General features: G+C 34.8%; 13 protein-coding genes. 4 read left to right on the top strand and 9 right to left on the bottom strand.

Translation table 11 applies throughout. The annotated features are described in order from the left end of the window. Positions 1–46 precede the first annotated feature (46 nt). From LV89_RS07410 to LV89_RS07395, 4 genes are all read right to left on the bottom strand, one after another. On the bottom strand, positions 47–766 hold the full coding sequence (locus LV89_RS07410; protein ID WP_109742240.1) for a PIG-L deacetylase family protein: 720 nt from the start codon (positions 764–766) through the stop codon (positions 47–49). A gap of 5 nt (positions 767–771) precedes the next feature. Further along, positions 772–1902, bottom strand: a complete 1131-nt coding sequence (locus LV89_RS07405) for a dipeptidase (RefSeq protein ID WP_109742239.1) — start codon at positions 1900–1902, stop codon at positions 772–774. A gap of 114 nt (positions 1903–2016) precedes the next feature. Further along, complete coding sequence (locus LV89_RS07400; protein WP_109742238.1) at positions 2017–2970, bottom strand: VOC family protein; 954 nt, start codon at positions 2968–2970, stop codon at positions 2017–2019. Positions 2971–3021: 51 nt separating this feature from the next. After that, positions 3022–4482: a subtype B tannase gene (locus LV89_RS07395; protein WP_211321173.1), complete on the bottom strand. Its 1461-nt coding sequence runs from the start codon at positions 4480–4482 to the stop codon at positions 3022–3024. Positions 4483–4593: 111 nt separating this feature from the next. On the opposite strand from LV89_RS07395, the gene LV89_RS07390 reads away from it, so the two are divergent. Both LV89_RS07390 and LV89_RS07385 read left to right on the top strand, forming a co-directional pair. Then, the gene (locus LV89_RS07390) at positions 4594–5472 is read left to right on the top strand and encodes a helix-turn-helix domain-containing protein (RefSeq protein WP_109742336.1); all 879 of its coding nucleotides are present in this window, start codon (positions 4594–4596) and stop codon (positions 5470–5472) included. Between the two features lie 157 nt (positions 5473–5629). Further along, a complete protein-coding gene (locus LV89_RS07385; RefSeq protein ID WP_109742236.1) occupies positions 5630–5980 on the top strand; it encodes a zinc ribbon domain-containing protein YjdM in 351 nt (116 codons plus the stop codon). Between the two features lie 164 nt (positions 5981–6144). Here the strand turns inward: LV89_RS07385 and LV89_RS07380 are convergent, their stop codons facing one another. From LV89_RS07380 to LV89_RS07365, 4 genes are all read right to left on the bottom strand, one after another. Further along, positions 6145–7350 carry a HupE/UreJ family protein gene (locus tag LV89_RS07380; RefSeq protein WP_109742235.1) on the bottom strand — a complete coding sequence of 402 codons (1206 nt, stop codon included), beginning with the start codon at positions 7348–7350 and terminating at the stop codon, positions 6145–6147. An 85-nt stretch (positions 7351–7435) separates the two neighbouring features. After that, a complete protein-coding gene (locus LV89_RS07375; protein WP_109742234.1) occupies positions 7436–8833 on the bottom strand; it encodes a DUF3500 domain-containing protein in 1398 nt (465 codons plus the stop codon). A gap of 172 nt (positions 8834–9005) precedes the next feature. Continuing rightward, on the bottom strand, positions 9006–9764 hold the full coding sequence (locus LV89_RS07370; protein ID WP_109742233.1) for a LytR/AlgR family response regulator transcription factor: 759 nt from the start codon (positions 9762–9764) through the stop codon (positions 9006–9008). Continuing rightward, positions 9761–10750 (bottom strand): sensor histidine kinase, encoded by a 990-nt coding sequence (locus tag LV89_RS07365; RefSeq protein WP_229201485.1) that lies wholly within the window; start codon positions 10748–10750, stop codon positions 9761–9763. Before LV89_RS07365 ends, LV89_RS07370 begins: the two co-directional genes overlap by 4 nt. A gap of 220 nt (positions 10751–10970) precedes the next feature. Between LV89_RS07365 and LV89_RS07360 the strand changes: the two genes are divergently transcribed. Continuing rightward, the gene (locus LV89_RS07360) at positions 10971–13763 is read left to right on the top strand and encodes a glycoside hydrolase family 95 protein (RefSeq protein ID WP_109742231.1); all 2793 of its coding nucleotides are present in this window, start codon (positions 10971–10973) and stop codon (positions 13761–13763) included. A gap of 47 nt (positions 13764–13810) precedes the next feature. On the opposite strand, the gene LV89_RS07355 is transcribed toward LV89_RS07360, so the two are convergent. After that, positions 13811–14680: an AraC family transcriptional regulator gene (locus tag LV89_RS07355; protein WP_109742230.1), complete on the bottom strand. Its 870-nt coding sequence runs from the start codon at positions 14678–14680 to the stop codon at positions 13811–13813. Positions 14681–15207: 527 nt separating this feature from the next. Between LV89_RS07355 and LV89_RS07350 the strand changes: the two genes are divergently transcribed. Next, positions 15208–15885 (top strand): DUF3826 domain-containing protein, encoded by a 678-nt coding sequence (locus LV89_RS07350; protein ID WP_109742229.1) that lies wholly within the window; start codon positions 15208–15210, stop codon positions 15883–15885. The last annotated feature ends 61 nt before the right edge of the window (positions 15886–15946 follow it).

The following is a 15946-nucleotide window of genomic DNA, read 5'->3' as shown; positions in this document are numbered from 1 at the left end:
TGGAAATTAGTGTATTGGTTATGAGGGATTTTCTAACACACAAATTCTAAAAAATACTGTTCGTTATTCTTGGCAAATGGCTTTGGTGGGCTTCTGCGTATTTAATATCTTTTTTACCCGAAATTCTACGGGCATGATTGGCTCTTCTCGAAGCTAATTCCGCATAATAATCTCTCAAATATTTTTGAGCTCCCATACAGTCCATTGCGGCTAATTTCTTTTCAAAAACCGACGAAATATCAATGAAAGTATCGGGTAAAAACTCGCAAATTTCTGGCTGATGCGGTTCAAATGAATACCACATGGGTGGGTCAATATTTTTAAACGCACTCGGAACGCCTGCTCCACACGACAATAATCTTGCTCGTTCCGTAGCCTGATATGCCAAAGGATGGTCAGGATTGAAAGGGTCTTTTGCGGTATGAGTCAGAATAACAGTTGGTTCAAAATCGCCAATTATTTTGGTTAATTGTTCAATTCTTTCGTCTGAAATGAGCATTGGATAATCTCCCCAATTTAAAAACTGAATTGGCGTTCCAAGAATATCTGCTGCTTTTTGTGCTTGCTCGTGACGAATTGCCTTTACGTTTTCTACACTACGATTGGGGTCTTCTTTCCATAATTCGCCAGATTCTCCACGTTCTCCGTAGGACATACAAACTACCAACGTTTCAGCACCTTCTTCCACACTTTTGGCAATTGTACCCGCTGAACGCCAAACAAAATCGGCTGAATGGGCTCCTAATACTAATAATTTCTTTTTCATATTGATTAGTGTTTTTTTGTAGTTGCATCAAAAACTCTACAAAAATTTCCTCCTGCAATTTTAATAATCTCTTTTTCTGAAAATCCAGCTTTCAACATAGCTTCAACGACAGTATAGAAAAATCCTGCTTCTTGATTTTGCCAAATTTGATTGGAATTTTCACCAAGTCGGAACGGATTTTTATTGTTGGCATCTCTACTAATTTTCGTATCTGTGCCAATGCAAACATTATCCACCCCAACAACATCAACCAAAGCTCTGATATTCTGTACATATTCCAAAGGTGTATCTGTCAAATGTCTCCAAGCCCCAATTACTCCGCCTCCGTTAGCAAAAATCTTGGCTTGTTCTTTGCTGATAAGTCTTGGTTTCATCATTTGAGCCATTTTTTCATTATGTCCCAACTGTGTATCAAGACTCGTATGCGTAATAACCATTGGTTTGGTAGAAATGGTCAGAGCATCATCAATGGCTTTATTGCTACAATGAGTCAGGTCGATGAGGATACCCATTTTATTACATTCTTGCACGACTTCTTTCCCAAATGTCGTTAGTCCATTCCATTGTGGCGGTTTGGTGTAAATATCTCCCAAAGGCACAGAAGCATCATTATCATGCAAAAGTCCAAGCACTCTCAAACCTCTGTCATACGCAATTTTGAGTCTATCAATTTGTCCTTCTAAAAAATGTCCTCCCTCAACAGACTGAATAATGGCAGGTTTTTTATTTTTAAAAGAAGTGGTTAGGTCTTTTAAATTCATGGAACGAGATAGATTATTTTCTTTCAGTAAAACATCTATTCCGTCCAAACCTGTAATAAATCTATTGTAAGCATCGCCAGCGTTTTCTAATTTTTGATAATCAACGGCAAATGTCAAACATATTGCCGACAATCCCGATTTTTTGAAATCTCCCAATAAATCAAATACTGGACTTGGTGATTTTCCAGCATTTAATGGAATATCAATATGGTTGTGCGTATCAATAGACAGTGTTTTGGCAACTATTGAAGCCACTTTTGGGTCAATTTCATTATTGCCAAACGACCATAGTGGACTAAATAATACTCCTGTTCCAACGCCTGTTAAAGTGCTAAGGAATGTTCTGCGTGTCCATTGTTCTTGTGTAATTTTCATGTTTTTTTGAGTTGAAAGTTTAGATATTTGACGTTAATAAAATTTAAAAGTGGTTAGGTTTTATGTTCTTTGATAAAACCTTCGGAATAATTAATTCTAATTTTGCAAACAGTTTTACAATAATTCTTCTGGCATTGGAGTACCTCTTGTGTGGAAAGATTCAACGGTTTTTAATCCCCAAGCTTGTCCTTTCATGCGTTCTTCTCTGTTCCAAACGACGGTTTCATAATCTGGGTCGAGAATTAATCTTGCCGTTGGATTGGCAATTTCAATACGATTTCCCCCAGGTTCATAGAGATACAAGAAAAATGTCTGTTGAATAGCGTGTTTATGAGGTCCTGTTTCTATAAATACGCCATTTTCAAGGGCAATATCTGCTGCCAAAAGCACTTCTTCACGACTGTTTACGGCGTAAGTAAGGTGATGAAAACGCCCAGAAAGTCCCGAATGGTCTTCCGTAATTGCCAAATCATAAGACTTGGAATTTACCGAAACCCAAATACCTTTTGGTTCATCATCAAAAATGATAGTTTCAGACATTCTTCCGCCCAATACGCCAAATTGAAAATCTCTGAAAGCCACAATATCTTTTGCTAAAAGATTCAAATGGTCAATTCTTCGTACATTCATTCCCCTTCCCGGAAATTTACTCGCTGTATTTTTCAAAGCAGATTTATGCTCACCTTCTGCTTTATATTTGTTAGATTCAAAGTAAAGTTCACAAATGTGTCCGTCTGGGTATCTAAATTTATAAGCTTTCCCATATCCACATTCATGGTCTTCCCAACCAATTCCCAAACCTTTTTGCTCTATTGCCTTTGCTCTATTTTCAAGCGATTCTTGACTGCGAGTACGCCAAGCAAAATGCCCAATACCAGAATGTTTATGAGCTGTCAGTTTTAATGAATGGTGTTCATAATCGTCATAAGCACGTAAATAGGCGGAATCTCCATTAATTTCAGAAATGGACATTCCTAAAATTTCGGTAAAAAAACGGATACTTTCGTCCAATTTAGGCGTAAGTAATTCGACGTGTGCGAGATGGGCTAACTCCCAAGTGATATTCATCTTTTGAGTGGTCTTTGTTTAATTGATTAGTTTTACGAAGGATTCCGAAAATTATTTACAAATACTATCCGTCCAGATAAATAACTCTTCGAGGTCATAATCACCGCTGTGAGGCTTGTCCCAAGGCAGAGCAAAATCAATGTTGAACCCTTTGTTTTTTAGCGTTGTTACCAAAATTACGGGTACCGCAAAACCAGTATCCTTATCTTTTGCACCGTGTCTTACTCGCCAATGTTTCGCAGTTTTTGCCTGAGCGTCTCCGATATAATTGATTGGATTCATCATTTTTATTTGCAGACTTTCAGCCAAAGTGCTTGGGTCGCTTGCTGTTTGTTGAATGGCAAAGTTTGTAAAATGACGTTTATCAACGGTAGCTGTACCAAAAACCTGATTTTCGGGTGAAGAATTGTCAAGTGCATCAAAAGCAGGAGGTGTTTTCATGCGTTCCATATACGTCATGTATTTATCAAAATCAACCGAAATAACTTTCCCATCTTTAATTTCAATGAAATCCACTTTTGATAAATCAACGCCCGTTGATATTGCTTTTTGAGCAGATGCAAGTATGTATGACATTACTAACTCTTTAAAATTTCCATCTCCATTTCCGTCCAATTCCAATTTTTTACCCTCATTATCTTTCAAATTCAAGCTATTTACATAAGCTGGAAACGCTTTTTTTAATTTATCAGAAACATTAATTGATTCTGCATCAAGCGTTCCGTCCTTCATTTCTCGCTTAAATTCACCATTGACATTCGAGAAAATCATCTTTTTATAATTATGAATTTTATTAAACTGCCATTCATAAGCCATATCGGCATTTTCAAGATTAATGATGGGGCAATATGCTGAAACGGCAAAAATGTCATCTGTGGCAGTGGCAGCACCTAACGCTTTTAAATATGGTTCATAATCTGGATGATTGGCGGTTGCTCCTAACAAAGTTGACATGGCTCCGCCTGCACTTGTACCATTTGAGATTATTTTATGGGCATCACCTGCCATTAGTTTGTCATTAAATTTCAAATATCTGATAGCGGCTTTAAGGTCAACAAGACCTGCTGGGGCTTTTCCTGTTGGAGATGTTCTCCCTCTTGCACCTGCCGAAGCTACAATATATCCTTTTGATAATGCCAAAAGTATAGATTGATTGTTGCCACCAAATGGACCTCTTTGCGGTGGATTTATAAAAGTTGCGGGCATGGCAGGCATATATCCACCAACTTTGTTTGGAAAAAATATGGGTGCTGTTTCAACCGTAAAACCATTTATTTTTTCTCCATTAAAATATTCTTCTGGAACATAAATGTTTAATTTTTGAAAATTAGCTTCTACTGGATTGGCAACATAAACGATATTTTCGTAGGCTCTAACCTTTAATAATTTTCCATTTACTTCTTGAGACAGCTCCACAAATTTTGAGGAGTCAAATACAAGAGAATTTTGTGCTTGTGCATTAAAAATGGACATCATTAAAAAACAAATGCTACTTTTCAAAAAGATTTTCATGACTTATAAATCAGGTAATAATGTTTTAATATTGAATGCAAATTTCTCAAATATTATTTAGAGGTTGAGGAAACAATTTTTACTTTTATGGATAAAAATCAAACATTTGATATGCAATCCCCAAAAAATGTAATCAATTTCGATGGGCTTTACGGAGATACACAAGGTAAATATTCTGCTGAATATGTATTTTTAGAATTAATCGCTACTCGAAGCCAATCCTTCGACTGGAATATAAAACCACATATCCATTCTCATTTATTTCAAGTATTTATCATTAAAAAAGGCTCTTTAACTTTTCAAGATGAAATACAAAAACATCTAATCGAAGCTCCTTGTGTGATTTTGATTCCCCCTACTTTATTACATGGACTTGTTTATTCTCCTGATATTGATGGGTGTATTTTAACATTATCAGATAGCATCATTGAGGATATTTTTAAAACATCAAGTCTGATTTGGAAAACGTTTGAGCAAATAAGAATTTTGAGTCATTTTGACGAAGTATTCCCTTTTGAAAAACTGTTAAACGTTTTAAAAAATATTGAAGATGAATTGTTTAATGACTATGCTGAAAGATTTTTGATGTTACGGTCGTGTATTACGCAATTTTTTATCTGCTTGCATCGACTTACCAAACATGAAGAAGCTGAACAAAGCGGTTCGGCGATGATGACTCATTTTAGAAAATTTCAGCAAAATATTAAAAATGCCGAATACCCTAAAAGTATTCCAGCATTTGCTGATGAATTGAACATCACGCCTGTACATTTGAATAGAATTTGTAAAGCTGTTTCTGGAAAATCTGCCATTGAATTGGTACATCAAAACCTCATTAGCGAAGCTCAAAAATACCTTTTACATACTTCGTATTCGGTTTCAGAAATATCATTTTTGCTTAAATTTGAGTATCCTAATTACTTTGCAAAACTGTTTAAGAAATACGTAGGAATGTCTCCAAATGAGTTTCGGAGGTTTGATAGGAAATAGACAAACAAGCAATTCTGAAAATCTCCATAAGGATTTTGTCTAAAAATCTTTTTACTTTTGTGCGAATTTGAGTGTTTCATTTTTGCTTCCCAAAACGGTATTTAACTGCTTAGCCGTTTTAAAGTTGCTATTATTTAGTCTTTAAAAAAACCAAAAAATGTCAGAATTTCCACCATGCCCTAAATGTAATTGTGAATATACGTATCCAAGTGATAATCTATTAATTTGCCCTGAGTGTTTCCACGAATGGAATCCAGATGAGGTAACAACTGATTCAGAGAACGAAAGCACAGATTTGAAAGTATTAGATTCAAACGGAAATGAATTGAAAGATGGCGATACTGTGGTCGTAATCAAGGATTTACCTGTAAAAGGAGCTCCAAAGCCTGTAAAAGCAGGAACAAAAGTGAAAAATATTCGTTTAACTGACGGCGACCATAATATTGATTGCAAAATTGATGGATTTGGAGCAATGGGCTTGAAATCTGAATTTGTTAGAAAAGCTTAATTTTAGAAGAGAGTATTAAGTACACTTACACTGTTTAATAAGTTTTCTGAATAATTTTTATCCTAAAACCTTTGATTGGAGGAACTTCCCGAAAGTTAAAACCCGCAATGGATATTGTTTCGGGAAGTTGAAAGAACTTAATAAACACTGTACTTAATACTTTTTCAATTTATCATCTGCGTAATAAAATTGGGTTTCTCTTGGATTCTTTCAACCATCCATGCTAAGGCAAAAATTATCATCATAATTGCTCCCACTTGTCTGAATAACTTGTAATAAGGGGTTTTAGACAAAACAATTAAGATAGGAAAAACCAATAAAATGATAAATAATTGCATCAATTCTATGCCAATATTAAAACCAAAAATGCTCAAAATCATTTGTTTAGTAGATAATTGTAAATTGGTAAGAGTTTCAGCAAATGCCAAACCGTGAATTAAACCAAAACCACCAGCAATGAGAATTTCTTTTTTGGGATAAATCGGACGGAAGGCGTGAAATGCAGAAATTAAAATGGTAATTGCTATTAATATTTCGATAGGTTTGCTCGGAAAACTTAACCATTGAATTGTCCCCAAAAATAAAGTCAGCGAATGCCCAATTGTAAAAGCCGTTACAATTTTTAGTAAATTCAAAAGGCTTGATTTATTCCCACTAAATCTCCCCCATTGTTTATCTTCCACCAAAAGCATGGCTGGCAAAAGCAAAGTCAAAAGAAAAAGAATGTGGTCTGTTCCGTCCACAATGTGTCTAATGCCCAAACTAACCATATTTTTAAATCCTTTCCAAGCACTTCCTTGTTGCAAACTAATCTGAAAAGGAAAGATTTTTCCCGTTGGAACATCTAATGAAATTACGCCAACATCTTGAAAGGTTGAATCCTCACTCACAATTCCTTGTTGCCAATCTTGTTTGATTGAAATTAAAATTTTATGGCTCGCTACTTGATGTAAAACGGCATCGTAGTCAAAATAAAAGTTTCGTAAATCATAAAATTGTGGTGGTGACATGGTAAACTCAACAACAAGCTCTTTATAATCACCTGTTAATTTGCTTTTAATTTCTAAAACCGTCATTTCACCAAGTTGTGTAGTCCAAGGCTTTCCATCAAACGATTTTGGACGAATATGTTTTAACAAATACGCCCGTAAAGTATCACCCAATCTTCCAATTAAGTTTTGGGAATTATCATTTACACCCATTCCGATAGCGGTTTGAAGCTCACTAAGTGGTATTTGAATTTCTCCAGAAATATTTTTTTCATGAATATTCAGCACTACCACAGAATTAGGCATCGGATGCGAAAAACCGTTATTATTGGCTAAACATAAAATGATTAATAGTCCAAAAATCAGTTTGATATATTTCATTGTTGAGTTTAAAGAAAATAATATTGGCAACTCCTAAAAGTTGCCAATATTCAAATTTTGAGAAAAATACCTGTTAAAAAGACAATTAATTAGCACCATAATCTGCCAATCTATCTCTCCAAACAGAGTGTGGATGATTTGCATTTCTGACAATAATTCCACCTTGCATTGAAAATTCAATCCATACATTTGGTCCATCAATCAGCACATAATCTCCTGATGTTGCCAAAGCAGTTGTTCCATAATACGAAATATAGGTATTGTCAATATCTGCTTTGTATTTTGCATAAATTGCCGCCGCAGCTTTATCGTCCAAATCGTCTGTATAAGTTTTTATGGCAGCCAACACTAAATCTTTTTGTGCTTGGGTCAAATTACCAACTTTTACCCCTGTTTTTGTCGTTGGGAAACTACTGTCTTTTTGTGGCCCTGCAATCAAATCATTTTGTGCAGAGCTACGTTTTGCCGTTGTAAGTTCAGCACTTCCCAATCCTGTTAACATAGCTGCTAAAGCCACGTGTTCTTGTTGAATTGGATTATAATTTACCCCTTTCAACGTAAATGAAGGGAAAGGTTCAGTCGAACGGAATGAAGGAGTGCCTCCTGTCATTTTTCCGCCATTATAGGTATGAATAATTGTTCCGTGATGCCCGCCAATTTGTAAACACCACAAGCCTGTTGTACTTGGAGTACCGATAAAAGCAACATAATAATTGCCAGAACCATAGTCTGAACCGCCACCAATTGTATTCAAATAATCGTCTGCTGCTAAAATTCCAACGTATTCAGCATTTCCTTCATTGGTAATGGTACTTGTAGCGGCTTTCATTAGATTGTAAAATGCCGTCCATTGAGTCGTAGAAAATGTGCTTGTTTGTAAACCAACACGACCACGATATAAACCTTCTGGCAAGTTTGACCATTTTTGAGCTTGGGCTTTTGTGTAAGAATACTGTAAGGCAGTCACTTGGGTAGAAGTTAAAGATGTTTTAAATGCTTCTGCCATTTTTACGATATTGTCAATATCTGTATCAACCGACCATGCCGAACCCGATGTTGTTCCACCGCCTGTTGAACCCGAAGCAACTACCGTTAGCGATAAAGTACAAGACTGTCCGCCTAAAGTAATGGCAAAAGTTGCCGTTCCGCTTGATGCAGGAGTACCCGTAATGGCAAAAACTGCCGACCCTGCACCAGTTGCCAATGTTCCTGCCGATAAAGTTGCCGTTAATCCTGTTACACCTGCCGAAGTCACTGCCGTTCCTGTTGAATATGCTCCTCCGTTTCCGCCTGTGTATGGTACAGATGCTGTTCCTGTGTAAGCAGTTCCAGCCGTGGCAGTTGCGGAAAACGTAGCCGACGAACAAGTTAATGCAGTTACCGTAGCGGATGATGTTGTGGTGGTTACGTCATTATTCTTACATCCGAAAATTAGAATGAAAGTAAGCGTTAACGCACTAATTAATGAAGTTTTAAGATTCATATATTTGATAGTTTAAAAATTTTGAATGATTTACTGAGAATACACCAATATTGGATTGTGTGTTAATTGAAAATGCCAAATTTCAAAGTGAAACGGAAAAAATAGGAAGTGAAGCGTCTAAAATCGAATTTAAAAACAACATTTTAATGGATTATGAGAATGAATACACTGTTTAAACTATATTCTCAAACCACTTTTTAAACAAGGTAACTTTTTCTTTACTAACAATAATATCCGATGGGGCTTTAGGATTTGTTTTTACTTGTAAACGACTATTGATGTAAGAAACAAGTTCTGAAATGCTATTTCTTGAAACGATATATTGTCGATTCGCTCTGGTAAAATCCACTGGGTCGAGTTGTGTTTCTATATCATCAAGTTTGAAATCTAAAATAAACTTTCTTCCGTCAAAAACTTGTCCATATACCAAACTGTTTTCAATATAAAAAAAAGCAAAATCTTCACTTTTAATGGGCAATAATTTATCTCTAAACTTTACTAAAAAACTTTTGCGGTAGTTTTTAACAGAAAAAGCTCGTTGCTTAATGAGTGAATTCAATAATTCCTCCTTCATTAATTGCTGATTATTAAATTTTTCTATGGCAAAACGCAAAGACGCCAAATCAATCGGTTTCAATAAATAATCAATGCTATTGAGTTTGAAGGCACGAATGGCAAATTCATCAAAAGCAGTTGTGAAGATTATGGCAGATTTTAGCTCAATTTGTTCATAAATTTCAAAGGAAATGCCATCTGCCAATTGAATATCTGAAAATATTAAATCAGGATTTTCATGTTCCGAAAACCACGAAATGCCGTCTGCAACACTTTCAATGGTCGCTAAAATTTCATGTTCAATTTTTAGTTGATTTAGTAAAAACTTTAATTGGCTTGCTGCCGCTGGTTCATCTTCAACAATGACTATTTTCATGATATTAAGGGTAAAATCACGGTAAATTTTTCGTTTTGAGAAATTTCAATCTCTTTTCCAACCAAAATCTTGAATCTTTCACTCAAGTTTGCCAAGCCAATACCTGTCCCGTCTGAGTTCAATTTCAAGTTTATGGTGTTGCTAATTTGTATAACTTTTTCTTTTTCTCGAACCTCAATATGTATGGTCAAAGGCTTTGCCGAAGAAACAATATTGTGCTTGATGGCATTTTCAATCAATAATTGTAACGAATGAGGTGGAATTTTAAACTTTTCACTTTCACATATCTTTTTTTCAATGTTGAGGTTTTTCCCAAATCTCATTTCCAACAAAAAAATATAATTTTCCATCAATGTTAATTCCTCTTTGAGAAAAACCAACGGCTGTTCTTGCATACTCAACGAATACCTCAAAACCTGAGATAATTTCTGTAAGTATAATTGACTTCGTTCTTTATCTTCATTAATTAGCCAACTGAGTGTATTTAAAGAATTAAATAGAAAATGCGGATTTAGTTGGTTTTTGAGCGAGTTTAGTTGATTTAGTAGGTTCTCGTGTTTCAATTGCTCAATTTCTAATAATGCTTCATTTTTCTTATCGGTTTCAATTAAAAATCTACTGAAAAAATAGGCAATTCCCGCAATGAGAAATCCTCGCATCATCACCGTGGGAATCATTTTTGGAGGCAGTCCAACAACGAAAATATTGATTAGCGATAGCGAAGTTACAAAGGCAACAAAGAGCAAAAAACCAAATGTAATTTGTTGGGTTTTATTGACCTTATTCCGAATATTTTTGTAAGTAAAATGAATAGCAAAAATGGAATAAATAAAACAGGTAACAACTTGAAAAACAATGTCCAATACAGTTGTGTATGACTGTTTTAGGAATGGTAAGTTAATGATGATTATTGGAAAATTGACGAAAAGAGCGACCAAAAATGATACGCCCCAAACAAATTTTCGGATAGTTGGATTTTTTGACATCGGCAAAAATGGAGAAAATATCCCAAATGTATTCTTTTTGAAGAATCATCCGACAAAAAACTAAGTGATATGGCAAAAATTGGATGTGAAACGTAATTTTTGTTTGAATTTAAAATAGGAAAGTGCTAAAGTTAGTGTTGTGTTTTATTGTATTATCCAATAGATTTTTGAAGAAAATTGCTTTTAGCTAAAATACCAATTGAACCTAAAACTAAACAATATGCTTACCAGATTTTCATCTTATTTTTTCTCGACATTTATTCTTTGTTTCTTCGTTTTTTCAATAAATGTTAAAGCCCAGAATTATCAATTATGGTATGATAAACCTGCTCAGAAATGGACTGATGCCCTTCCAATTGGGAATGGTAGGTTGGGTGCAATGATTTTTGGCGGGGTTCAAGAAGACCGAATACAGTTTAATGAAGAAACCCTTTGGACGGGCGAACCAAGAAATTATAATCGTGACGATGCCGCAAAATATTTACCTAAAATCCGACAATTATTGCAAGAAGGTAATCAAAAAGAAGCTGAAGCATTAGCAGAAAAACATTTTTTAGGACTGAAAAGCAAAGAAGGTGACAGAGAAAAATGGTTGTCAGAAATTCAACAATTGAAAAATTTAGGAGGAAATCCTGTTTTAGAGAATTTTGATGATTCTGCTTGGAAAACAATGCAAGTGCCAAGTTATGAAGGTTGGGAAGCTGTTGGTTTTGAAGGTTTGGACGGAGCTGTTTGGTTGAGAACAACGATTGACATTCCACAAGAATTTGTTGGAAAATCGGTTGTTTTAGATTTGAATAGAATTCGTGACCAAGACTTTACCTATGTGAATGGGCAATTAGTAGGTACAACCAATAATTTTGAGCCAAGAAAATATACCATTCCTGCCAATGTGTTAAAAGTGGGGAAAAACCTGATTGCTATTTTAGTTCTCAATTTTGCCGATAAAGGGGGCGTGTCTGGCTATAAAGACACAAGCAAACCCATTTCAGCCTATATTTTGGGAGACGAACAGAAAAAAATCACCTTAAATGGACTTTGGAAATATAAAATTCAAGATGATGAACCGCCAGCAGTTAGTAAATATCAAGCTGATTATCAGCCTTTTGGAGATTTATTGTTGAGATTTAACAAAATCAAAGCGTTTACAGACTATAAACGTTCATTGAATTTAGAAAAGGCAATTTCTGAAACTTCCTTTACTTCTTCAGGTATCCATTTCAAAAGAACCTATTTGGCAAGTCAGCCAGAGCAAGTAATTGCCATTCATTTATCTGCTGACAAGTTGAAAAGTATTGATTTTGAGGCTATTATGAATAGTCCGCATAAACATTTTATTGCCAAAAAAATTAACGAAAATACGCTTTCTTTATCGGTAAAAGTAAGAAATGGAGCTTTGTACGGAGAGGCATTTTTACAGATTCAGACCAAAAATGGAAAAGTAAAAGTCACGAACGAAAAAATCTCGGTAGAAGGTGCCGATGAAGCAACTTTATATTTAACTGCTGCTACCAATTTTGTAAATTATCATGATGTGTCTGCTAATCCATTCGCTAAATGCCAAGCAACCATTGTTAAATTAAAAGGCAAAAATTTTCCTCAAGTTTTCAAAAATCATCTGGCAGAATACCAATCGTATTATCATAAATTTGCCATTCAATTTGGAAAATCTCCGAATGAAAATTTACCGACTAATCTCCGTTTAGAGAAATTTGGAACAGAATCTGACCCCAATTTAGCCGCACTTTATGTTCAGTATAGTCGCTATTTATTGATTTCATCGTCACGACCAAACACGCAACCTGCCAATTTACAAGGTATTTGGAATGATTTACTTTCGCCACCTTGGGGAAGTAAATATACCACAAACATCAATGCTCAAATGAATTATTGGGGTGCTGAAGTGTTGAATTTATCGGCTTTGCATCAACCAATGATTAATATGATTAAAGAACTGGCTAAACGTGGTGAAGAAACGGCACAAAAATATTATCATGCACGGGGTTGGCTTGTACATCATAACACAGATATTTGGCGTGGAACTGCTCCGATAAATGCCTCAAATCATGGTATTTGGGTTACGGGTGGTGCTTGGCTGAGTCAGCATTTATGGCAACATTATTTATACACAAACGATGAGCAATTTTTGCAAAAAACGGGCTATCCAATCATGAAAAGTGCCGCTTTGTTTTTTGTAGATTTCTTGGTAAAAGACCCCAAAACGGGTTATTTAGTAAGTTCACCCTCCAATTCTCCAGAGCAAGGAGGTTTGGTTATTGGCCCAACGATGGATCATCAAATTATTCGTGAATTGTTCAAAAGTTGTATAAATGCCAGCGAATTATTGGGAATTGATAAGGAACTCCGAGATACTTTAAAACAAAAATATGCTCAAATTGCCCCGAACAAAATCGGTAAGCATGGGCAATTACAAGAGTGGATGGAAGACAAAGACGACCCCGAAAATAAGCACCGTCATGTTTCTCATTTGTGGGGTGTTTTTCCGGGAAATGATATAAATTGGGCAGATTCTACCATGATGAAAGCCGCTCGTCAATCATTAATTTATCGTGGTGATGAAGGCACAGGTTGGAGTTTAGCTTGGAAAATCAACTTTTGGGCGAGATTTTTAGAAGGAGAACACGCTTTGAAAATGATAAAAATGTTGCTTCGTCCAGCAAGTGGGGCAGGAGGTTCATATTTAAACTTATTTGATGCACACCCGCCATTTCAAATTGATGGAAATTTTGGAGGAGCATCTGGCATTGCCGAAATGTTAATACAAAGTCAAGGCGATAAAATTGAAATTTTACCCGCCATTCCCGCCGATTGGAAAGATGGTTCTGTTAAAGGAATTTGTGCAAGAGGTGGAATTTCTCTTGATTTTTCTTGGAAAAATGGTAAAATAATCGCTTTAGAAATCCAATCCGAAACAAAAACTAATTGTACGATACGTTATAATAATCAAATAAGAGAAGTCAAGAACTTAAAAGGTAAATTGACAATTCTTTAAAAAATCAGCTAAGGTTCTGTCGTAAATAAAGCCAAATCGACAGAACCTTATTTTGTATGATATTTTCTTTTATACTCCAAAGGTGTAATTCCTGTTACCTTTTTGAAATGACGATAAAAGTTAGAAACATTATTAAATCCACAGTCAAAACAGATTACTTCAGTCGGTAAATGGTCTTTTACCAAAGCTCTACACGCATGACTAATTCTAATTTCAATCAAAAAATCATAGTACGTTTTCTTGGTCATCAATTTAAAATACCGACAAAAAGACGTGACACTCAAATTACTGATTGCCGCAATTTCCTCTAAAGTAATATCCTTTTTATAATTGGAAAGTGTATAGTTACAAACTTTATTCAACCGAATGGTATCGGATTCATTTGATTGATAAAAAGTTTGTCCATTGGCAATGTTTTCGTATTCGTCGCTCTCAGCCAAAGTATGTAAAATAGATAACATTAGCGATAATCTCTCTAAATTTTGAGCCTTCGGAATTGCCGTTAAAAGATGCGTTAATTTCTCTCTTGTTTCACCCGTTATGACCAAGCCAGATTTGGCACGTTCATAAAGTTTGGGCAATAAATAAGCTTCAGGAAGGCTCAATAGGCTTTTTCCTAAACAATCGGGCAAAAATTGAATAACCACCGCTTCCACTTTTAAGTCGGGGTCATTCTGAAAATATTCTTCTTTACAACGCCAAGTATGTGGGAGATTCTCGCCAACCAATACAATTTCTCCATGAGAAAAGTTGCTGATATTATCACCAATAAATCTTACGCCTTCACCTTTAATAATGTAGTGAAGTTCGAGTTCGGGATGATAATGCCAAATCCCTCCAAAATTGGGTCTGACATCGTGTCTTATGATAAAAGAACTCTCAAGTTTTACGGGTACTTTTTGAAATAAAGGCTTCATTTTATGCTGGTTTTATTCAAAAAGACGCTATTTATATATTTCTACTTTGTCTCAAAATCATACTATATAGTCTTAAAAAGCCTAAAAAATGAGCATATTATCAAAATATGATGATTCTAATTTTATTTATGACAATATTGTACACTAAGTTGGTAAAAAAATGCACAAAAAAAGCTACTCTAATGGTGAATTTTGTATCGAAAATAGAACTTCTCTTAGAAGATTTTAAAGAATAGCAATATTTATTCAATTTTTAACTCAGTATTATTATTTGATTATTGCCAATCTTTAGTTTGTTTTAATATTTAAGTGTCTGTTTGTCAGTGGTTTGTGTTTTGTTGTTTAGAAGTTTTGAGTTTTTTGTGGAAGTTTTTAGATAAGAGTTTAGCGATTAAGGATTCAAAATTGCAAAAAATGCAAAAAACTATCATAAATTTTACTTGAAAAATTGCTAAAATATTCATCAAACTATGATTTTTAAAGCTAAGCGACAGCATACATTAAATTTGACTTACCCATATTAAAAAATGAATAAAATTACCAAAATATTAGCCTTCTTAATGATTTGCAATTGTGTGCAAATCAAAGCTCAAGACAAAAGCAAAAATGATGTTTCCTATGAAAAAGTAGTGACAGAAAGAGCCGCAAAAATTGTTAAAAACCTAAGCATTCCAGATTCTTCTAAAGCGATTATCATCCGAGATATTATCGCAAATCAATACAAAACACTAAATGATTTTCACGAAGTACGAAAGCTAAACTTGAAAACGATTGCAAAAGATAATTCAAAAACAATTGCTGATTCACTTTCAAAAATCGCTACCGCCCAATCTGAAATTCAGTTAAGCCAAATTCATAAAGCGTTTTTGAAACAATTGTCTAAAAAGTTATCAAAAGAACAAGTGGAAGGAGTGAAAAATGGCATGACTTACGGCGTATTTCCAAATACTTTTAGAGCTTACCAAGAAATGATGCCAGATTTGACCAAAAAGCAAAAAAAGCAAATCTACAATTATTTATTTGAAGCTCGTGAACACGCAATGGATGCAGAATCTTCCGATAAAAAGCACGCATGGTTCGGAAAATACAAAGGACGTATTAATAATTATTTATCAAATGAAGGTATTAACATGAAAGAAGTTAGCCTTGCTTGGGAAAAAAAAATAAGAGAAGAAGCCAAGAAGAATGCTGAAACAAAGCATTAAGTCAAAGTCTTAAAGAAAATCAAACCTTATAAAACTCGGAATTTACAAGCCATCAGTACGC

This window comes from Arcicella aurantiaca (assembly GCF_003148625.1).
Taxonomy (GTDB): Bacteria; Bacteroidota; Bacteroidia; order Cytophagales; family Spirosomataceae; genus Arcicella; species Arcicella aurantiaca.
This window is presented reverse-complemented; position numbering and strand designations above follow the sequence as displayed.